We start from the raw sequence: 21,284 nt of genomic DNA on the forward strand, positions 1-21,284 counted from the left end.
AGGATCAGCGGTCGGAATACAAAACCTGTGGTCAACTCAATCTCTGTGGGAGCGAGCTTGCTCGCGAAGGCAACGACGCGGTCTACCTGCCTTTAACCCGGGGCCCGCTCATTGGCAAACATGCTCACCGCATCCACCGCCTCACTGGCGCCATCACGAATCTGCAAGATCACCGTGCCCGCCTGATTCGCCAACTCGACCCCTTCAGCCGCGCGCCCCCGGGTGCCTTCCATGCTCTTGATGGCCTGGCGGGTCTCGTTCTGGATCAGCCCGATCATGCTGGAAATTTCCGCCGTCGAGCCGCTGGTACGTGCCGCCAGTTGTCGCACTTCATCAGCGACCACAGCAAATCCGCGCCCCTGTTCACCGGCGCGTGCAGCTTCAATAGCAGCATTGAGCGCCAGCAGGTTGGTCTGGTCGGCAATCGCGCGGATGGTGTTGACGATGGCGGTGATCTGCTCGGAGCGTTCACCCAGTTGTGCAATCAGCGTTGAAGATTCGGCAATGTCCTCGGCGATTTCGCGCATTTCGCTGGCGGCTTGCTGGATCACTTGCGTACCTTGTTCGGCGACTTTTCGCGTCGCCACCGAGATGTGATACGCCGCGCTGGCACTGCGTGCGTCCTGTTCGTGTTGCTCGACTCGGGCGGTCACGTCGGAGGCGAATTTCACCACTTTGCACAAGCGCCCGGCAGCGTCGTAAACCGGGTTGTAGTTGGCTTCGAGCCACACCGTTTGCCCGCGTTTATCGACGCGTTCGAACTGACCCTGGAAAAGCTCGCCCTGGTTCAAACGCCGCCAGAAATCCTCATACGCGCTGCTATTGACCAATGCCGGCGTGCAGAACAAACGGTGATGTTTACCTTTCAGCTCGGCGAGGGTGTAACCCATGCGCGTCAGAAAATTCTGATTGGCCGTGAGAATACTGCCGTCGAGGTTGAATTCGATGACCGCCATTGCCCGGTCAATCGCTTGCAACTTGGCATTGGCCTCACTTTCCTGCTGCACCTTCGCGGTCACGTCCATGGCGTACTTGACCACTTTGACCACCCGTCCCGAGGCATCCTTGATCGGGTTGTAACTGGCTTCCAGCCAGATCGGCTGGCCCTTGCCGTCGACCCGTTCAAATGTCCCGGACTGAAACTGGCCGTTTTTCAGGCGTGACCACAAATCAGTGTACTGAGCACTACGGCCGAACTCTGGCGTGCAAAAGCGCCGATGCGCTTGGCCGATCGCTTGTTCGGCGGTGTAACCCATGGTCTTGAGAAAGTTGTCATTGGCACGCAGCACCACGCCATCGAGGTCGAACTCGATCACCGCCATCGAGCGATTGATCGCATCGAGCAGGCCGGCTTGTTCGGTGAGGGTGCGCTGAAGGTCATCGACGACGGCTTTGTGGCGATTGAAGAACATGCTCGCAGTACTCTGGAAGAAGGGGAAGATCGAGGATTCAGTCCCTATTTCCGCGCTGGCAGACCGAATGCGCGGACGGCATTCGGCGGTGACTGCTCAATGCCAGCATTCCTTAACTGGCAGATGGCTACTTATACAAAACTTCATAAAGTTGTACAAGAAAGTAATTATTTGTAATTTTGTATAACTTTTTAGGCGCTGACGTTGTCCGCCACGGCACGGCTCAAGGCAGTGCTGATGGTGTTGCGGCCCTTATGTTTGGCGGTGTACAGCGCTTTGTCGGCATCGTCCAGCCAGTCGAGGGCATCCTTGTACAAGGGTTGATACCGCGCCAGACCGATACTCAGACCCACTCGCAAGTCTGGCACCTGCGGATGACAACATGAATTCAATGCTTCACCCATCGCTCCATCAAGCCTCCATGCCTCGTACAGCGGCAACTGGCAGGGAGCGGGTTACAGGTGGAGGGCGATTTAGAGTTGATAGCAGGCCAGAAACATCTCCAGCGCCGATTCGGCGACGGTGTTCTGCGTGTCGACATCAAGAGCGGCGCGGCCCATCGACATCTGTGGCCAGAAGCCAAAGGTCTTGAGCAAACCTTGTACTTGATGGGCGGCGAATTCCGGGTCGACCGGTTTCAATCGGCCGTCGGCCTGCGCGGCGCGAATCCATACGGTCAGGCCTTCCTCGCGCTCGCCCATGCGCTCGATCATGTTCTGCGCGCGCTCCGGCGAGTGAATAGTGGCGGCAATTGCCACCCGGGCCAGGGTCAGGAAATTCTCGTCGGCCATCAACTGCACCTTGGCCTGGAGCATCTGCCGTAATTGCTCGCGCAACGGCTGATCACGGTTATACACGACCGATTGTTCTGCGCTGATTCGTGCCCACAACTGGTTGAGAATTTCGGCGAACAACTCTTCTTTACTGGGGAAATGGTTGTACACCGTGCGCTTCGACACACCGGCCGTGGCCGCGATTTTGTCCATGCTGGTGATCTCGAAACCGTGGGCACGGAATTCGGCAATCGCCGCCTGAATAATGGCTTCGCGTTTACGGTCGGTGAGGCGCTGTGGAGCTGTCATAAGTACGCTTCGGCAGAGAAAAGATGAAATTACACTTGGCAGTTTACTTGTCATCCGCTTTGATGCAACCTAGAAACTACACCGAGCAGTGTAATGTTGCGTTAATCCTCGCAACCTAAAAAACAGCAGTTCGGCCTATGCGTGCAGCTTTGGCCATCTATCGTCCACCGTGGAAAAACCGCGAATTGTGCGGTTTTTCTGGAGTCATTCAGTCATGGCCAATCCAATTTCGCTCCCGGATAACACATCCACGCCTGAAGCCTCGCGGCAGCATCAGGGGCTGTTTCGCAACCACGCACCCGTGCAACGCGAAGGCCTGCGCAAAATGCTGCGGATCATGTGGAACATGATTTTCCACAAACCGCGCAATACCCGACCCGCAGCGCCGATCCCAGTGCAGGCGTTGACTCGAGAAGAGCTGCTGGCAGCGCCCAACCACAGCGTCTATCGCCTCGGTCACTCGACCTTGCTGCTGAAACTGCGTGACAAATTCTTCATCACCGACCCGGTCTTCGCCGAGCGCGCCTCGCCAGTGCAGTGGGCCGGGCCGAAACGCTTCCACCAGCCGCCGATCAGCATCGATCAATTACCACCGATCGAAGCGGTGATCCTGTCGCACAACCATTACGACCACCTCGATTACCAGGCCGTGCTCAGACTGGCCGCCAAAACCAACCTGTTTCTGACCCCGCTGGGTGTCGGCGACACCTTGATCAAATGGGGCATCGACGCCAGCAAAGTCCGCCAGTACGACTGGTGGCAGGGCGCAGAGATTGCCGGCATCCGTTTCGTCGCCACACCGTCCCAGCACTTTTCCGGCCGTGGCCTGTTCGATGGCAACAGCTCCCTGTGGGCGTCCTGGGTGATGATCGACGGCGACACGCGGATCTTCTTCAGTGGCGACAGCGGCTACTTTGACGGCTTCAAACGCATCGGCGAACATTACGGCCCGTTCGACCTGACCCTGATGGAAACCGGCGCCTACAACGTCGAATGGCCGCACGTACACATGCAGCCCGAAGAAACCCTGCAAGCGCACATCGACCTCAAGGGCCGTTGGCTCTTCCCGATCCACAACGGCACCTTCGACCTAGCGATGCACGCCTGGCACGAACCGTTCGACCGGATCCTGGCACTGGCGTGGGAACGCAGTATTTCCATTACCACGCCGCAGATGGGCGAGGCGTTTAACATCGCTCAACCGCAACGCGGGGAGGCGTGGTGGTTGGCGGTTGAAGGGGAGAGTGAGGGCGTTGTGCAGAACGCCTGATCAGATGAAGACGGTTCGCCCCTAAGGGGGCGATTGGCTTACTCAGCCATCGCAAAATCCCCACGTCCCACCGCTTCCGACGAAACGCTCTGAAAACTCGCACTACGCCCCGGCGCAAACCCCGGAAAGAACACCAGCCCCTGCGCCTCGAACCGGTAAGCCAACGCCAGTCGCGCCGCATCCGCGACATCCTGCTGCGCTTCAAAGCGTTGAATGTCCTCAACCGAAACCTCAGCCTCCCGCGAGAGCTGTTCCGCGCTCCAGCCCAGCATCGCTCGGGCCTGGATGCAGTGCGTCGGGGTGAACTGGAAAAGGGCAATGCGTTCGAGGATGTGGTTCATCGCAAGAGAGGCCATGGTGTGCTCCGGGCTCAAGAGTGCTGATTGAAAATGTACTGTGTTTTTGTACAGTTGTTTTCGGCCGGGATCAAACGCATTTTTTGATTTGCGCTAATTCGCCGCCTCCAACCAGACGGACGGTGCCTGCCCGAGGATCCGCCGGAACATCGTCGAGAACGCTGCCGGGCTTTCATAACCGAAGTCCAGCGCGATGCGCGTCACCGCTTCACCTGAGGCCAAACGTGCCAGCGCCAGGACCACGCAAGCCTGCTGCCGCCATTGCCTGAAGCTCAGCCCGGTTTGTTGGCGAAACAGTCTGTTGAAGGTACGCAAGCTTATGTGTAATTGGTCAGCCCACTGCTGTGGTGATTGGTGGGCGTACGGCTGATGCAGAAAGGTCTGACACAGAGACAGGAGCTTTCCGTCAGTCGGCAGCGGAATGTGCAGCGGCAGCGGCGCACTGCGCGTCAGTTCATGCAGCAACAGATCAATCAACACACCATCGCGCCCGCCGAGGTCATAGGTCAGCGGTACCTCCACCGCCTCCATCAGCAAATGCCGCATCAACGGCGACACACTGATTACCTGACAGCGCTCCCCCAGATCCACCGCCCCCGGCTCGATGTACAAGCTGCGGGTGCTGACCCCAAGCATCAACACCTCATGCGCCACCCCCGGCGGAATCCATACCGCGCGCTGCGGCGGCACCACCCAATTGCCGTCATGGGTGCTGACTTGCATCACCCCCGTCGCGCCGTACAACAACTGCGCCCGCCGATGCGTGTGAAGGGGCAGCAAGTGACCGTGGGAATAATCCGTACCGATCGCCACCACCGCGCGCGGCGTGTCATCCAGCAGATTGATCGAAACATTGCGCATCAGGCGTTTCCCGGTGATTGGCGTAAACGCAAACATTATTGGCTGACTTGCTGAAGCAGGCCAAGCGATGCCGCTCTATCGTCGACCGCTCTCCCACCACGGACGCCTAGACATGTTCTATTTACTGCTGACCCTCTTCGGCTGCCTGACCGGCATTACCGCCGTGCTGTTCGGCTTCGGCGGCGGCTTCGTCGTGGTGCCGCTGCTGTATCGCATGCTCACCGCCAGCCACGGCGCCGCCGACCCGATCGGCCAATCGGCAATGCACATTGCCGTCGCCACCTCGACCTGCGTGATGATCGTCAACGCCCTGATCGCCACCGACAAACACCGCCGCGCCGGCAATCTCATTCGTCATTACCTGTGGCCGTTGGGAGGGTTCATCGGGTTGGGTGCAATCGTGGGGGCAATGGCGGCTGTGTGGGTCAGCGGCGAAGTGATTCGCTACGCATTCATCGGCTACCTCGGCGTGACCATCGTCGACTGCCTGCTGCGACGCGGCTTTCTCACTCAGAACCCAGACGTCATCCCACGTCGACTTGGCGCTACGGAAACTTCCGCAGGTGGTGTAGGCATCGGCGCCATCGCGACGTTTCTCGGTGTAGGCGGCAGCGTCATGACCGTGCCGCTGTTACGCCGCTGTGGATTGAGCATGTCGCAAGCGACGTCCATGGCCAATCCGTTGAGTGTGCCGGTGGCAGTGGCGGGGACGCTGACGTACATGGCATTGGCCGGGTTCAGTCAGGCTGAATTGGGCGCGTGGTTTGTCGGGTATGTGGATTTGCTGGCGTTTGCGATGCTGACGGTGGGGGCGCTCATCGGGATTCGATTGGCCGCGCCATGGATTGGACGAATCCCGGATCGGGTGCATGCGCGTGTGTACATCGGGCTGTTGCTGATGGTGATGATCAGCATGTGCTTGAGTTGAAAGCGACAGCGCTCGATTCCCTCGCGCAACCTCGACATAATCCGCAGCTTCTTTTGGCGGGCAGTTGCTCGTTTATTCAAGGATGAAGTGATGTTCCGAGGATTGTTACGCCTTTTCGCTGTTCTTTTTCTGACGGGCTTGTTTGTCTCGACTGCAACGTGGGCCGACAACGGCGCGCAGGTGTACACCGGCACCTTGGGTAAAGCGGCCATCGTCCTCGAAATAAACACTCGCACTGGAGACGGTCGTTACTTCTATAAGAAGTATCGCAAGGATCTGCCACTCGACGGTGCCCTGGACGGGGAAACACTGATGCTGGAAGAAGGTTCGCGGATGGAAGACTCGCGCCCGACCCTTCGTCTGCAGCCGACAACTCATGGTTGGTATGGCGAGTGGACGAGTACCGCTGGGAAAATCCTGAAGGTCGAGTTAGAACCAGCCGTCATCCCCGATGTACCCGACGATGCCTTGCCCTTTTTCACCATCCTTCACGACAAGTATCCTTACGAATATCTGCGACTGCAGGGCGTCACCCTCAAAAAAGGCAAGACCGACACCTTCATGGGCTACACGCTGCAGTGGTGGACTGAGCCGAAGACAGGCACTTCTCTGTTTGAAGTGTTGACCGGTTACTCCCTCGAAGAGCGTCGACTTATTAACCAACAATTGATGGCGCGTTTGTGGGGCGAAGTGTTGTCGTCTTATGGCTGTTCTGGAAGTTATGCGCAGTGGAGCCAGCCACTGTGGATGTCGCCCACAGTGATGAGTGTGCGGAATTCATCGGACTATTACTGTGGCGGTGCCTATCCGGATCAAAGCCACGACGCGCTCAACATCGATACCAAGACAGGCAAGCTTCTGACCCTTGATGATGTTTTGTGGGTGGGGCAGGGCAAGCCGTTGCACTACGAGGAATATGAAGATTTCGCCGCGGGCTCACCCGGCTCTTCGACAGCGTGGTCGAACTACCGCAACACTGAACTGGCACCTTGGTTGGTCGCACAGTTGCTGAAACTCTACCCAAACGAAATGACCGTCACCCTTGAGGGTGAAAACGATTGCGGCTACGACGAGGATTATCCCTGGCATTATCCGGGTTGGTACTTCACGGAACAGGGCATCAAGCTCGAGCCATCATTTGCCCACGTCGCGGCGGTCTGCGGATTCGTGGACTGGAGCGTTCTGCCGTACACAATCGTCAAACAACATCCGGGCGGGGTTGCACTTCAACTGCCTTGAGGTGGCGTTATCTTTCAAGCGCAGACTCTCGATTACCAGGCGTAACCCCGCCATAATCGCCGCGAATTTATCCGCGCCGGCCCTCCAATGCCGGCGCGGCCTCCGCCTCTTTCAAGGAACGATCAATGCTCAAGGGACTGATGCGCCTGGCAACCTGCGCCGCTGTGCTGTTCTCGCTGCTATCCTTCGCGCACGCCGAAGATAACCGGATGGTGTTCACCGGCACGTTGGGCAAAATGCCGATCGTCTTCGAAGTCGATATTAGTGACCCGGGGCAAGTCACCGGTCGCTACTTTTATGAGAAATTTCACCGCGATCTAGAGCTTAACGGCACCTATCAAAATGACATCTTGCTGCTCACAGAGGGCAGCAATCGTATGGACCCGGAAAAGCCATTACCGACCCTCAAACTGCAACAGATTGATGGCGGCTGGAAGGGCGAATGGCAAAACCCGAAGGGCAAAAAGTTGCCCGTACTCGTCACTGATACGCCTCTTCCCGAAGTGCCGGCGAATGCATTGCCCTACATCGCCAAGTTGCCCAAGAGCGAGCCCTACGAATATCTACGGCTTCAGGGACTGAGACTCAAACCCGGTAAAAAGCAGGACTTCATGGGCTACTCCCTGCAATGGTGGGAAGAGCCTGATACCAAGATGTCCATGTTCAGCATCGAATCCGGGATGCCAAAAGAAGATCTGCAACGGGTTAACCAGCAGTTGCTCGGGCGCTTGTGGGACGAGGCCATCAGTTACTACGGTTGCCAGTTGCGAGGTCGCGGTTACGCCGAATTCCTGCAGGACGTCACCCCGACATTTATCTCGCCCAGCGTCATCAGCCTGAACATCTCCACCAGCTACGACTGCGGCGGTGCGCACCCGGACTTCGGCGATTCACCACTTAACATCGATGTGAAAACCGGCCATCCGTTGTCGCTCGAAGACGTGCTCTGGGTGGGCGAGGGTCAGCCAATCCTTCACGCTGATCGTTACCGAGGCGGTGACCAGCCATTGACCGAGGCCGAAGACGCAGCGCGCTCAAAGTACCAACGCGAAATCTTCAAGCCGTGGCTAATAAAGCAGCTCACCGCACTGTACCCGGATGAAATGAAGAAACCGGCAGGCGGAGATGAAGACAGTTGCGACTTCACCAATGAAGACAACTGGAGCTATTCCAACTGGCACTTCACCGAAAAAGGTTTGTACATCGGAGCGTACTTCGCCCGCATAGAACGAGCCTGCGATTCACCCGACTGGTCGATCCTGCCGTACTCCCTCGTCAAACAACACCCCGGCGCCGTCAAACTGCAACTGCCCCAGGGCTAACCGTCACTCCAGGCCCGGCGCTTCACGAATAATGAAGTGGTCCAGGTTCTCGATATTGGCATTGAAGACCTCGAAAGGCTTTTCGGGGTTCTTCTTGCCGGGCACCTGCCTCAACTCCGGCGTCACCCCATAGAAGAAACAGAACAACGCCTTGTCGCTATCCGCCGCGTGCTTGATCTCTTCCAGAAACGCCTTGCGCTTGCGGTAGTTGTCGATCAGCTTCTTGTTCAGATAAACACTGACCGGATACGGCTTCTTCTTACTGTCCTCGGGCTTCTTGAACCAGACCTTGTCCTCGAAATCGATACGAAAACTGGCACTGTGGAAGTCCTCGATCTTCTTGATCCGCCCCCAGTAAATCAGCCCCTTGTTGTCCGTCAGATACTCGATCTTCTTGAAGAACGAACTGTACGGCGCCGTATGCTCACCGACCTTCAACGGCATACGCTTAAGCAACTCCTTGTCCGCGAAGTTGGAAACAAAACACTCCACTGGATGCGCAAACACACTGGTCTTATCCGGCGCCGACTCACGACTCGCCGACTCTTTACCACTGTCCGCCGCCACCCGCACCGGATCATCGCGCAACACATCCACCGCCCCCGCTGGCGCGACAGGCTTGCGCACATACTCACGCCGCGTCAGCAACAACTCTGACGGGAAGTGCTCCTCTCGCCCGTCATCCACCTCGCCATCCGCCGTCTCAACGCCAGATGCTGAAGCCTTCAAACTCACATACGGACAACCCGCCACATGTTGCGTAGTGGGCAGATTCTTGAAGTGCGGCGTGCGCACGTAATTCACGTTCTTGGCGTTGAACGTACCCAACTCGTTGGACGCCTCGAACGCCGAACGACAGGCATCGTTGGGGCACTGGAAGTGTTCCTTCGCAGAGTCAAACGCCACCGTCTCATCGAAATTGAGATCGCGAACGTCATAGATCGACAACTTGTCGTCGAGGCTGAGGCAGTAGGCGAGATCGAATTTCATGGTGGGGCTCGGATCCTTGAGTGGGGGTGGGGTATTAATAGCGGGAGGCGGGGTAGGTTGCACTGATTGTTTTCAGGATGATGCGGAATCTGTGGGAGTCAGCCTGCTGGGGATTGGTGGCATCAACTCAATATCGAATCCAGACACCCACTCAGCAGCAAAAACTCCCGCTAGTCACAGAGTTTTATTCCTCTGGAATCAGCCTTTTCACCCTTTTATAAAGCGAAGCTGTAAACGCCACGCGATCATTCGAATGGTGACAACGACGATGGCAATTCGGACAAAGTGCTACAGCGTTCGAGACTTGATCCGAACCCTTATCTGCAAGTGGTTTGACATGGTGGACTTCTAGAAATGGCAGATCATGCATTTGAAACGGAGCCGGGTCGCCACAGCCTTCGCAATGCCCCTCAGCTTCATTTCGAACCCAGGCTCTAACCTCGGGGTCGCGTACGTAAACCGTGCGAGTACTCGACGCTTTCTTTGGTTTCTTTATGCCTTTCGGCGGCTCTTTTATGTGCTTCTTCTGAATTGCAGCAGCGCGACGCTCTAGTGTTTCTTCGTCGGCTGTCGGAATAGCAGGGTCGCCCGGCTGGAATCCGCGATTTGTGAGAGCTGTTCGAATTAACTGTTCGACATTCGAACCAACGTTTTTCGCCGGTTTGTAACCCTTAATGGGTTTCCGATCCATCGTCATCAGGACTTTGGAAATGTTCTGCATTCGGAATTCGACAGAGCCTTTTGTACGAGTCGACAAGGCTGATGCGCGTAATTCGCGATTCTCATGTGCCTTGTTGAATTTGTGACCCGCGAGCTCTAAATCAAGCATTCTGAGATAGGTGTCAACCGCTGCCTCAATTTCAGCAACAGTCCAGTCAGTGTCTTTTTTCTTGTCGCTCATAAAATCGCCGAGGGTTGAAAACCCTCGGACGATACTGAGTGGCCATCACGGCTGTCTAGGAAAATTCCTACAGTAAATAGCGACGGATCTCTCGAGATCCGACAACCACATCGCTAACCCATCGAATGCTTCGAAGACTGAAACACTTGCACAACCCTCCGCCACCAAGGAACCGCTGCCGTAGCCCGCCGTTGGGACTGATCGTTCAACAGGTAGGGCATATCCCGAAGCCTAATCCAGTTCTCATCCTGCCAATGCAGCAGGCTCAGCGACATTTCGGGCCAGTTCAGCAAACTCAACATCGGCTGATCTGTATTTACCGAGCGTTCCGCATCGCGCAACGTCGGCACAACCAGATGAGTAAGCCACTCACGCAACAACCGATTTTCCGGGACATAGTGATACACAAGTAGCGCATATACGCCGGACTCGCTGAGCATCAACAGCTTTTCAGGCTGCCGGTAATAATCAATCCACAAAAAACGATGTTGATCTTTGTCCAGCTTGGCGACCATGCGATCACTGAGATGGACGCCCATCAAGCGACCGATGTCGCGGGCGCTGAACCATGGTTCGTTTTCGAGAAGGAGGCCGTGCAGATGAAGGCTATGGCGGGTAAATACTGTGGGAGTGTGTGCGTCAGGCATGATCAGCCTCCCGAATAGGAAGCATAATTTCAGCGGTAAAGCTGTAGGCAATTTCCTTCATACAGAAGGGAAAATACGTAGGCATATCCATTACCTCTACTTGATAGCTTTCTTAGGGCTAAGGCGCCGGGAGTTAAGAAACCCCAAGTAGAAGGCCGGACATATTCCCCTTACGGGTCTTGTATTAGCCCACTCCCGACATAGCAGAGGTGTTTTACGCCCACGAGGAATCCATATGTCTAGTCCTGAAATAGGTTTACACCTATTCACCCTAACGCCCGATGCACCGCATCGGGCGTTTTGTATTTTAAGGAAAGGTGCGGCCGCTCTTGGTTGTAGATCGTAATAGCCTCCCGCACCATCTGTTCAGCCTGTTCTAGATTTTCTGGCCTGTAGAGCAGCAGCTCTGTTTTCAGAATGCCGTTAACCCGCTCTGCGAGAGCGTTTTGGTAGCAATCGTAGCCATCGGTCATTGAGCAAGTGACGTCATGTTTGGCGTGCAGCTTCTGGTAAAGATCAGAGCAGTACTGTGCGCCTCGATCCGAGTGATGCACCAGTCGTTGCTTTGTTCGGCGCTCTTTTAGCGCCTTTCGGAAGGCTTGAGCCACGGATTTGGCGTGCAGGCTGTCATGTACGTGAAAGCCGACAATTTTTCTCGAGTAAGCATCTGTCACCAAACTCAAGTAAACAGATCCTTCTCGTGTGGGGATGTAGGTGATATCTGCTACCCAGACTTGTTCTGGGCCGGTCGCAATCACTTGATGCGGGCCAGGTTTCAGGAGGTTGGGATGGCAGCGAAAACGATGATGGCTGTCAGTCGTCTTGTGATAGGCCCGTTTTCTACGTACCAGTTGTCGATGATCGCGCAAAACATCGAATAGACGATCCCTTCCAACATGCAGTTCTTGTCTCTCGCGTTTGGCATGCATCATCGAATGTAACTTACGAGTACCGATGCAGGGCTGACGTAAGCGGATCTCATGCACAAACTTGATGAGCTTCTGGTCTTGCTCAAGCCTGGATCGGTAAGCCCGATCTCGCTTGTAATAGGCTTGGCGACTTATTCCCATAAACTGGCAAGCCCTGCTGACACTCAGGGTTTGGGTTTGCGCAACGACTTGCCTGGCCGCTTTTTTACAACGGATACGCCATAGTCATTCTTCAGAACATCGACCACGTCTTCAAAAAATTTGGCTTTCTGATTGGCCAGCGCCAATTGTTCTTCAAGCTCTTTGATTCTCTGCTCAGGCGTCAGCGGCAAAGTTGGCTCGTCCATCGGTCGAGTCCTCTGAGAGCGAATGGAGGCGCCTTGGCTCCAATCCTGCCGACCATGCTTGCGTAACCAAACCAGAACCGTCGACCGGCCTTGAATCCCATAGCGCCGTTGAGCCTCTTTATAACTCAACTCGCCTTTTTCGACCTGATCGACAACCGACAATTTAAAAGTCAGTGTGTAATCGCGCTGACTCCGCTTTTCGCCCGTCTCCATTGCACCCTCCTGATAAGAAGCCAGAAGGTGTAAACCTTATTTAGGACGAGGCAATAGGCAGAAAAAAGCCGCATCTTTCGGGAGCGGTCAGGCCGCTACTTGAGGCGTTTCTTAGGCGCCGGGTCATTGAGCTTATTTGCTTCGCGAGAGGCAGTCAAGTGGAAGGCTTACGCCGAAATAATAATTGTAAAAAAAGTTGAAATTTATACGCTTCAGCTATGCTCATTAATCATTTTCTATGTGGTTTGCTTGTGTTGGTTGCAGTTATGTCTGTCAGAACTATCAGGGAGTAGGAAATGTTTAAGAAAATAAAAAGAATTAAGAATGTAGCGGTTTATTCAGATTTTGATTGGGATGCTTCAGTAAGGGAGTCGGGTGGGCGGATAAGTGAGTTCAAAGGAATAAACATAATCTATGGGAGGAATTACTCTGGGAAGACAACTCTTTCAAGGATTTTTAGATCCTTGGAGACTGGGTTTATCTCTGATAAATATATATCGCCAAAGTTTGAGTTTGAGTTGAGTGCTGGCGGGGTGGTTAATCAGGATCAGATTCCTTTGAAGCAACATAAGGTGAGAGTGTTTAATGAGGATTTCGTTAGGGAGAATTTAAAGTTTATAAGTAATGCTGATGAGAGTATTAAATCTTTCGCCATACTAGGTGAGGATAATAATCGCTTGGAAGAAGAAATTAAGCTTAAGGAGGAGGCTCTTGGTTCGGAAGAGGACGGGGTGGGGAAGCTAGGAGTAGAGAAAGAGAAGAAACTCGCGCTCGGTGTTGCTCGTAAAAACGCTCAAGACGCTCAAGATTCTCTGGACTCAAAGATTTCGGATAAAGCTAATAATAAAAACACCGGAATAAAACATAATAAGATTTACGGAGAAGCAACCTATAACGCGCCGAAGCTCCTAAAAGATGTAGAAACTGTTTTGGATGACGGATTTGAGTGCGTGAGTGACGATGAGTCGTTGAATTTAGAAGCCCTGCTTAAAGAAGAGGTTAAGGCGGAAATAGATAGATTTTATTTTTTTGAACCGTCTTTCGATAAGTTATCCAGTAGAGCAAAGGATCTTGTTGAGAAGAAGATCTCGGTAACTCAGCCTCTTATTGAGTTGTTGGAAGACAACCTGTTAGAAGATTGGGTGCGAAAGGGGCGCGCTCTTCATGAGCATAAGCGAGATGATTGCGGATTTTGTGGGGGCGCTTTACCTAGTGGGTTGTGGAGTAAGTTGGATCTCCATTTTAATAAAGAATCGGAAGAGCTTAGGATTAGTATTTCGAGTCTTTTGTTTGATTTGCAAAATGAAATAAAAAGAGCTGCGGATGTACCTAAGATAGATGTATCTTCCTTTTACGCGTCCTTTCGCGTCGAGGTATTGAGTGCTGAGGTTGAGCTTAATTCTACTTTAAATAATTATCGAAAATCTTTAGAAAAATTGGGTGCGGCTTTGGACGCCAGGCTTGCTGATATTTTTCATCCGAAAGTGTATTTTGATGTGGAAGATTATAGTGAGGTTGTGGTAGCTATTGGTGAGGATTTGAATGGTGTTGTGAGTAAGTCTAATGAGTTTACCAAAACGCTTGCTACTGAAAAGAATAAGGCTCAAAAGTGTTTGCGGTTAAGAGATGTATTTCGGTTTGTTATGGACATAAATTTAGGGGGTGAAAAAGCAAAAATCATCGCTTTGAATACTTGTTCAGATGATGCAGAGCGCGAGTGGAGAGAATCGAAATTAGAGGTTGACGTGCTCGTTCGCGAACTTGATAAGTTAAAGGCGCAACTAAAAGATGAAAGCAAAGGGGCTGATCGAGTTAATGTTTATTTGAACGATTTTTTTGGTCATAAAGCTTTGTCTCTTAAGTCAGAAGAGGTCGAAACGGGCTACAAATTCGAGGTCGTAAGAAACGGGGTTAAGGCTCACCATCTCAGTGAGGGAGAGTGTAGTTTAATCGCATTTTGTTATTTTATGGCGAAGCTTCATGATGTTGAAACTAAAGGGCATAAGCCAGTCATATATATTGATGATCCCATCTCAAGTCTCGATAGTAATCATATATTTTTTATATTTGGCCTGATTAATAGCGAAATCGTGAGGTCGGGTGAGTTTGGTCAGCTATTCGTGTCTACTCACAATTTAGATTTTTTGAAATATCTTAAACGGCTTATTCCCAAGGATGTTTCGGGAAAGGCTGAGGAGAGAAGGTATTTCATAATCGAGACTTCTGGTGATGTAAGCTCGATTAAGTTAATGCCTGGGTATTTGAAATCGTATGTGACTGAGTTTAATTATCTGTTTCATCAAATATTCAAGTGTGCTAATGCGGGCGATGCGCCTGCGGAGAGTGAGCATGATTGCTATTATAATTACGGTAATAATGCGCGAAAATTTTTAGAGGCTTTTCTTTATTATAAATACCCTAATGCGGATGAAAAAGATTCGACAAAGTTGGAGAGGTTTTTTGGTGATGATAGTCGTTCTTCATTGCTTACAGAACGTATCCATAACGAGTATTCTCATCTGGCAGGTGTGTTCGAACGAAGTATCAGTCCTGTTGATGTTCCGGAGATGAAGAGGTCTGCGCAATTTATTCTGAACAAGATGAAAGAAAAGGATGCCGATCAGTATTCAGCTTTTATGGAAAGTATAGGTAATCCAGTTGTGACTTTTTAGAAGTGTTTTATATATGGCTAAGCGTGTTATATAAAAAAGCCCTGAAGTTCAGGGCTTTTTATTTTTCATTAGGAGTGTTGCCTTCGCTAATTTTAATCCCAGCTCAACGCCCCACCAGTCTGGTATTCGATCACGCGAGTCTCAAAGAAATTCTTCTCTTTCTTCAAGTCCATAATCTCGCTCATCCAAGGGAACGGGTTAGTCGTCCCTGGATATTCCTCTTTCAAACCAATCTGCGACAACCGACGGTTAGCGATGAACTTCAGATAGTCCTCCATCATCGCCGCGTTCATGCCCAACACCCCGCGAGGCATGGTGTCACGGGCGTATTCGATCTCCAGCTGCGTACCCTGCAGAATCATCTGGGTCGCTTCTTCCTTCATTTCGGCATCCCACAGGTGTGGGTTTTCGATTTTGATCTGGTTGATCACGTCGATGCCGAAGTTCAGGTGCATGGATTCGTCGCGCAGGATGTACTGGAACTGCTCGGCGACGCCGGTCATTTTGTTGCGGCGGCCCATGGAGAGGATCTGGGTGAAGCCGCAGTAGAAGAAGATGCCTTCCAGAACGCAGTAGTAGGCGATCAGGTTGCGCAGCAGCTCTTTGTCGGTGTCCGGGGTGCCGGTTTCGAACTTCGGATCGGAGATCGAACGGGTGTATTTCAGGCCCCAGGCTGCCTTTTTGGCGACCGATGGGATCTCGTGGTACATGTTGAAGATCTCGCCTTCATCCATGGCCAGCGATTCGATGCAGTACTGGTAGGCGTGGGTGTGGATCGCTTCTTCGAAAGCCTGGCGCAGGATGTACTGGCGGCATTCCGGGTTGGTGATCAGACGGTACACGGCCAGTACCAGGTTGTTGGCAACCAGGGAGTCGGCGGTGGAGAAGAAGCCGAGGTTGCGCATGACGATGCGGCGCTCGTCGTCGGTCAGGCCTTCCGGGTCTTTCCAGAGGGCGATGTCGGCGGTCATGTTGACTTCTTGCGGCATCCAGTGGTTTGCGCAACCGTCCAGATATTTCTGCCAGGCCCAGTCGTACTTGAATGGCACGAGTTGGTTGAGGTCGGCGCGGCAGTTGATCATGCGCTTTTCGTCAACGGCGACACGGGCGGAGGCGCCTTCGAGTTCGGCGAGGCCTTCGGCGACGTCGAGGGAGTTCAGTGCAGCCTTGGCGCGGGCGACAGCGGCCGAGTCGTCGGCGGTCACGGCGCGGGCTTCGATCGCGGCGGCACCGCCAGCGTTGTCGAGGCGGTCCATGTTGGCTTCAGTAGCGTGGCCGGCGTTGGCGCCTTTCACGGTTGCTACTTCACTGTCTTCTTTGTCGAATTCGTCCCAGCTCAGCATGACGTGTCGTCTCCTGCGTGAGGGCCTGTGCCCGTGTGAAACCTGATTGGTTGGTTTTTCACACGGTCGTACAGACCGCGTTGGATGTCGTTTTTTGCAGCGATGCACGCAGGCAAATAAACAGAAATTTTGACGGGTTCCGAGAGCCTCTGATGGGCGCAATCAGCGTTGAACGCTGCTGCGGGGCTTCAGAATGGCTTTTGCTCCCTGTAAGGGAATATTGCTGACCCGTATGGGGCGGCATTATAGGGAAAAAAACACGGCTGTGCTGAGGCGAATCCGCGCATGGAGCGGTCGAGGAGGGTGGTTTTTCGACGAGAGTGAGGGTTTACAGGGCTTTGCCGGGGATAGATTTTTTTTCGCAAAAATCTCGCCAATGTGAATTTGCTCAAAAAACAAACAAAAAAATGGGTTTTTCACTACATCTAGTGTTTTGCAAGCATTTCTGACGGTTTCAAACACAACTGAGCCCGACCGAAGTCGGGCTGGAATCGACCCTCAATGAAGCGCTGAGAGATCCAATTCGGTGCAGTCTCGAATCATCAATTGGTGCAGCCGTTGCCCATCACGCTGTAACGCAGGATGTGGCGCTGGCCTTTGGAGTCGTCGTACTCCATTTTTGCCGGTACTACTTCGCAGACGTTGGGAATTTCACTCATCGATACGACGTTGGCGATGTCCAGGTGAGTGGAGTAAGTGTATTCCTCGATTACCGGTTGTTGCTGTGCGACATCAGTCGGGACCTCATCTGCCATGGCGGTTGCGCACAGACTGCTGAGGGCCAGAACCAATAAAGCTTTCATTTCAAATTTACCTTTTTGAGGTCGAGTGGGGTCACGCAACCTTTATGGGGTTGCGTGTGTAACTTCATCGTTTGCAGTTATTACTTGAGAGCTGGATTAACGGCCTTCGTGGGGGCTGTATCGTTGTTAATCGCGTTTGCCTTGTTGGCGAGGTGGATTTTAGGGAGAAGGGGCGGGGGTAAACAGAGCGGGTTTTGATAAACACCTTTGGCAGATTTGGTAACAATCCCTTGATATGGGGATTGATAACCGGGTGTTTTGTCTGTGGGACCGAGTTGTCTGATTCGCTTGCAGGCAAGCTCCCACAGGGGATTGGGGATGTTTGGGAGATCTGCGTGCGGGGTAGGTGGAGGGTTTGTAGGGGCTTGTTACTACCATCGTCGAATGGTTCTATGGCCCCCGCCCCGTTACAACAGGGTCATACAAAAACAACTATTACACCGAGGTAGGAAAGATGAGTGCGGCTTCTCTGTATCCCGTTCGTCCCGAGGTTCTGGCTAACACGCTGACTGACGAGGCGACCTACAAAGCCATGTACCAGCAGTCGGTCGTCAACCCTGACGGCTTCTGGCGCGAGCAAGCCAAGCGTCTCGACTGGATCAAGCCTTTCACCACGGTGAAACAGACGTCGTTCGACGATCACCATGTCGACATCAAGTGGTTTGCCGACGGCACCCTGAACGTTTCCTACAACTGCCTCGACCGTCATCTGGCCGAGCGTGGCGATCAAGTCGCAATCATCTGGGAAGGCGACGATCCTTCCGAGAGCCGCAACATCACCTACCGCGAACTGCACGAACAAGTCTGCAAACTCGCCAACGCCCTGCGTGGTCAGGACGTGCACCGTGGCGACGTGGTGACCATTTACATGCCGATGATTCCCGAAGCCGTGGTCGCCATGCTGGCCTGCACCCGGATCGGCGCGATTCACTCGGTGGTGTTCGGCGGTTTCTCGCCGGAAGCCTTGGCCGGTCGCATCATCGACTGCAAATCGAAAGTGGTGATCACCGCTGACGAAGGCATTCGTGCCGGCAAGAAGATTTCCCTCAAGGCCAACGTTGACGACGCACTGACCAACCCGGAAACCAGCAGCATCCAGAAAGTCATCGTCTGCAAGCGCACCGGTGGCGACATCAAGTGGAACCAGCATCGCGACATCTGGTACGAAGACCTGATGAAAGTGGCGGGCACCGTTTGCGCGCCGAAAGAGATGGGCGCCGAAGAAGCGCTGTTCATCCTTTATACCTCCGGCTCGACCGGCAAGCCGAAGGGCGTGCAGCACACCACCGGCGGTTATCTGCTGTATGCGGCTATGACCCACGAGCGCGTGTTCGATTACCGTCCGGGCGAAGTTTACTGGTGCACCGCCGACGTCGGCTGGGTCACCGGCCACAGCTACATCGTCTACGGCCCGCTGGCCAATGGCGCGACCACGCTCCTGTTTGAAGGCGTGCCGAACTATCCGGACATCACCCGGGTGGCGAAGATCGTCGACAAGCACAAGGTCAACATCCTCTACACCGCACCGACCGCGATCCGCGCGATGATGGCCTCGGGTCAGGCTGCGGTTGAAGGCGCCGATGGCAGCAGCTTGCGTCTGCTCGGTTCCGTGGGCGAGCCGATCAACCCGGAAGCCTGGGACTGGTACTACAAGAATGTCGGCAAGTCGCGTTGCCCGATCGTCGATACCTGGTGGCAGACCGAAACCGGCGGCAACATGATGAGCCCGTTGCCGGGTGCTCATGCGCTGAAGCCGGGTTCGGCGGCGCGTCCGTTCTTTGGTGTGGTGCCGGCGCTGGTCGACAACCTCGGTAACATCATTGAGGGCGAGGCCGAAGGCAATCTGGTGATTCTCGATTCGTGGCCAGGTCAGGCGCGTACGCTGTATGGCGATCACGATCGTTTCGTCGATACCTACTTCAAGACCTTCCGTGGCATGTACTTCACCGGTGACGGCGCGCGCCGTGACGCCGATGGTTACTACTGGATCACCGGGCGTGTCGATGACGTGCTCAACGTATCCGGTCACCGCATGGGCACGGCCGAGATCGAGAGTGCGATGGTTGCGCATCCGAAAGTTGCTGAGGCAGCGGTGGTGGGTGTGCCGCATGACATCAAGGGACAGGGCATTTATGTCTATGTCACGTTGAAGAATGGCGAGGAGCCGACCGAGCAGCTGCGTCTGGAGCTGAAGAACTGGGTGCGCAAAGAGATCGGGCCGATTGCTTCGCCGGATGTGATCCAGTGGGCACCAGGGCTGCCGAAGACGCGTTCGGGCAAGATCATGCGCCGCATTCTGCGCAAGATTGCCACGGCGGAATACGATGGGTTGGGGGATATCTCGACCCTGGCGGATCCGGGTGTGGTGCAGCATTTGATTGATACGCACAAGACCATGAATGTTGCTTAAGCGTTAGAAGCATAGGAGCCCTGTCCGGTTTTGCCGGGCGGGGCTTTTTTGTGTCTGGAGGTTTTGTGGTGACTGGGCTGGCCTCATCGCGAGCAGGCTCACTCCTACAATTGACCGGGTTCCTTCAGATGGAATGCGATCCCTGTAGGAGTGAGCCTGCTCGCGATAGCAATCTGTCAGACGCCATCGCAGTCCATTGTCAGACCATCAGCGCACCCAACCAATAATTATCGATCTACCCCGTAAGACATTTCCCGCTGTTACCCAACACCTTCCACGTAACCGAATGTGTAACCGCCCGCCCCGCGACGGGGCAAAGGGAAACGCATCGCCCCGTTTTAGAGCCTCGAAACCCCCAGTGAAAAATAAGACACAACGCTGCGCTTGCCGGATTAGAAGGGTTTGCGAATAATAGGCCCGCAATTTGCAGCATAGATCGGTTCACTGTCTTTCGCTCTTGCATGAAATTGCAAGGCTGTCAATGTGCCAAAGTCGCTTTCTCTGTGCATCTGTAATTAGTTGTCGCATTGAAGAAATATCGGCTTCCGGCCTGTCGTTAGAATGCCGATCACTCGCTCATCGTGGCTGACGTTGAAACCTGCGATGGTTTCAATGGGAAACTTCCCACCGATGCAGCAACCGATTTCCCGATTCACCCATTCGCATATTGGGCTGTCGCTCACTCTGCCGTTTTTGCCCTTTACCGATGGAGTCCCAAGATGAAGAAACTTGTGCTGCTTGGCGCCCTGGCACTGTCCGTGCTGTCGATGAACGCCTTCGCTGACGAAAAACCTCTGAAGATCGGTATCGAAGCGGCTTACCCTCCGTTCGCTTCGAAAGCACCGGATGGCAGCATCGTCGGTTTCGACTACGACATCGGCAACGCACTGTGCGAGCAGATGCAGGTCAAGTGTGTGTGGGTCGAGCAAGAGTTCGACGGTCTGATCCCGGCACTGAAAGTGCGCAAGATCGACGCGATCCTGTCGTCGATGTCGATCACTGAAGATCGCAAGAAGTCGGTCGACTTCACCAACAAGTACTACAACACCCCGGCACGTCTGGTCATGAAGGCCGGTACTCAGGTCAGCGAAGGTCTGGCTGAGCTGAAGGGCAAGAACATCGGCGTACAACGTGGTTCGATCCACGAGCGTTTCGCCCGCGAGGTCCTCGCGCCAGTGGGTGCCGAGATCAAGCCGTACGGCTCGCAGAACGAAATCTACCTCGACGTGGCCGCCGGTCGTCTCGACGGTACCGTGGCTGACGCCACCCTGCTGCAAGATGGCTTTCTCAGCACCGACGCCGGCAAAGGTTTCGCCTTCGCAGGCCCGGCGTTCACCGACGTCAAATACTTCGGTGACGGCATAGGCATCGCAGTCCGTAAGGGCGACGCCCTGAAAGACAAGATCAACGCTGCCATCACGGCCATCCGCGAAAACGGCAAATACAAAGCAATCCAGGACAAGTACTTCGCCTTCGATATCTACGGCAAGTAAGACGTCTCTGCGACAAGTCCGAAATGGCGCAAGCAACAGGATCTCTGCGGTTTGCGCCATTTTTTC

The 21,284-nt window shown here is 54.0% G+C and carries 17 protein-coding genes and 1 pseudogene; 7 read left to right on the forward strand and 11 right to left on the reverse strand.

Going from position 1 to position 21,284, the window contains the following annotated elements:
- Window positions 1–92: 92 nt before the first annotated feature.
- The 3 genes and pseudogenes from KBP52_RS25670 to KBP52_RS25680 form a co-directional block, all read right to left on the reverse strand.
- The gene (locus KBP52_RS25670) at window positions 93–1,412 is read right to left on the reverse strand and encodes a PAS domain-containing methyl-accepting chemotaxis protein (RefSeq protein WP_212621253.1); all 1,320 of its coding nucleotides are present in this window, start codon (window positions 1,410–1,412) and stop codon (window positions 93–95) included.
- Between the two features lie 191 nt (window positions 1,413–1,603).
- Window positions 1,604–1,789, reverse strand: a pseudogene (locus KBP52_RS25675) (diguanylate cyclase); the annotation flags it as partial.
- A 96-nt stretch (window positions 1,790–1,885) separates the two neighbouring features.
- A complete protein-coding gene (locus KBP52_RS25680; protein ID WP_212621254.1) occupies window positions 1,886–2,494 on the reverse strand; it encodes a TetR/AcrR family transcriptional regulator in 609 nt (202 codons plus the stop codon).
- A 214-nt stretch (window positions 2,495–2,708) separates the two neighbouring features.
- Here KBP52_RS25680 and KBP52_RS25685 point away from each other — a divergent pair, with 214 nt between their 5' ends.
- Window positions 2,709–3,764 (forward strand): MBL fold metallo-hydrolase, encoded by a 1,056-nt coding sequence (locus tag KBP52_RS25685; protein ID WP_212621255.1) that lies wholly within the window; start codon window positions 2,709–2,711, stop codon window positions 3,762–3,764.
- A gap of 38 nt (window positions 3,765–3,802) precedes the next feature.
- Here KBP52_RS25685 and KBP52_RS25690 read toward each other — a convergent pair whose 3' ends face one another.
- The gene (locus KBP52_RS25690; RefSeq protein WP_212621256.1) at window positions 3,803–4,120 is read right to left on the reverse strand and encodes an XRE family transcriptional regulator; all 318 of its coding nucleotides are present in this window, start codon (window positions 4,118–4,120) and stop codon (window positions 3,803–3,805) included.
- Between the two features lie 93 nt (window positions 4,121–4,213).
- Window positions 4,214–4,981 (reverse strand): helix-turn-helix transcriptional regulator, encoded by a 768-nt coding sequence (locus KBP52_RS25695; protein ID WP_212621257.1) that lies wholly within the window; start codon window positions 4,979–4,981, stop codon window positions 4,214–4,216.
- 112 nt (window positions 4,982–5,093) lie between these two features.
- Here KBP52_RS25695 and KBP52_RS25700 point away from each other — a divergent pair, with 112 nt between their 5' ends.
- The 3 genes from KBP52_RS25700 to KBP52_RS25710 all read left to right on the forward strand — a co-directional run bounded on the left by KBP52_RS25700 (window position 5,094) and on the right by KBP52_RS25710 (window position 8,470).
- A complete protein-coding gene (locus KBP52_RS25700; protein WP_212621258.1) occupies window positions 5,094–5,909 on the forward strand; it encodes a sulfite exporter TauE/SafE family protein in 816 nt (271 codons plus the stop codon).
- 90 nt (window positions 5,910–5,999) lie between these two features.
- Window positions 6,000–7,148: a hypothetical protein gene (locus tag KBP52_RS25705; protein WP_116029926.1), complete on the forward strand. Its 1,149-nt coding sequence runs from the start codon at window positions 6,000–6,002 to the stop codon at window positions 7,146–7,148.
- A gap of 125 nt (window positions 7,149–7,273) precedes the next feature.
- Entirely contained in the window at window positions 7,274–8,470 is a 1,197-nt protein-coding gene (locus KBP52_RS25710) for a hypothetical protein (protein ID WP_212621259.1), read from the forward strand.
- A gap of 3 nt (window positions 8,471–8,473) precedes the next feature.
- Here KBP52_RS25710 and KBP52_RS25715 read toward each other — a convergent pair whose 3' ends face one another.
- The 4 genes from KBP52_RS25715 to KBP52_RS25730 all read right to left on the reverse strand — a co-directional run bounded on the left by KBP52_RS25715 (window position 8,474) and on the right by KBP52_RS25730 (window position 12,497).
- Entirely contained in the window at window positions 8,474–9,460 is a 987-nt protein-coding gene (locus KBP52_RS25715) for a hypothetical protein (RefSeq protein WP_212621260.1), read from the reverse strand.
- 184 nt (window positions 9,461–9,644) lie between these two features.
- Window positions 9,645–10,361, reverse strand: coding sequence for an HNH endonuclease signature motif containing protein (locus tag KBP52_RS25720; RefSeq protein ID WP_095112220.1), 717 nt, complete (start codon window positions 10,359–10,361; stop codon window positions 9,645–9,647).
- 113 nt (window positions 10,362–10,474) lie between these two features.
- A complete protein-coding gene (locus tag KBP52_RS25725; RefSeq protein ID WP_212621261.1) occupies window positions 10,475–11,008 on the reverse strand; it encodes a Bro-N domain-containing protein in 534 nt (177 codons plus the stop codon).
- A gap of 266 nt (window positions 11,009–11,274) precedes the next feature.
- Window positions 11,275–12,497 (reverse strand): IS3 family transposase gene (locus KBP52_RS25730; RefSeq protein WP_212620801.1). Its coding sequence is split into 2 segments (ribosomal slippage): window positions 11,275–12,146 and window positions 12,146–12,497, totalling 1,224 coding nucleotides; the frame shifts between segments, so codons are not numbered across the junction.
- Window positions 12,498–12,793: 296 nt separating this feature from the next.
- On the opposite strand from KBP52_RS25730, the gene KBP52_RS25735 reads away from it, so the two are divergent.
- Entirely contained in the window at window positions 12,794–15,169 is a 2,376-nt protein-coding gene (locus KBP52_RS25735; RefSeq protein WP_212621262.1) for an AAA family ATPase, read from the forward strand.
- 92 nt (window positions 15,170–15,261) lie between these two features.
- On the opposite strand, the gene KBP52_RS25740 is transcribed toward KBP52_RS25735, so the two are convergent.
- Both KBP52_RS25740 and KBP52_RS25745 read right to left on the reverse strand, forming a co-directional pair.
- Entirely contained in the window at window positions 15,262–16,512 is a 1,251-nt protein-coding gene (locus KBP52_RS25740) for a ribonucleotide-diphosphate reductase subunit beta (protein ID WP_008084848.1), read from the reverse strand.
- Between the two features lie 542 nt (window positions 16,513–17,054).
- Window positions 17,055–17,315, reverse strand: coding sequence for a DUF2790 domain-containing protein (locus KBP52_RS25745; RefSeq protein WP_008084846.1), 261 nt, complete (start codon window positions 17,313–17,315; stop codon window positions 17,055–17,057).
- Between the two features lie 454 nt (window positions 17,316–17,769).
- On the opposite strand from KBP52_RS25745, the gene acs reads away from it, so the two are divergent.
- Window positions 17,770–19,725 carry an acetate--CoA ligase gene (acs, locus tag KBP52_RS25750; RefSeq protein ID WP_007912698.1) on the forward strand — a complete coding sequence of 652 codons (1,956 nt, stop codon included), beginning with the start codon at window positions 17,770–17,772 and terminating at the stop codon, window positions 19,723–19,725.
- 719 nt (window positions 19,726–20,444) lie between these two features.
- Window positions 20,445–21,218 (forward strand): ABC transporter substrate-binding protein, encoded by a 774-nt coding sequence (locus KBP52_RS25755; RefSeq protein ID WP_077574196.1) that lies wholly within the window; start codon window positions 20,445–20,447, stop codon window positions 21,216–21,218.
- Window positions 21,219–21,284 lie beyond the last annotated feature (66 nt).

Origin of the sequence: Pseudomonas sp. SCA2728.1_7 (assembly GCF_018138145.1) — a bacterium.
GTDB lineage: Bacteria > Pseudomonadota > Gammaproteobacteria > Pseudomonadales > Pseudomonadaceae > Aquipseudomonas > Aquipseudomonas koreensis_A.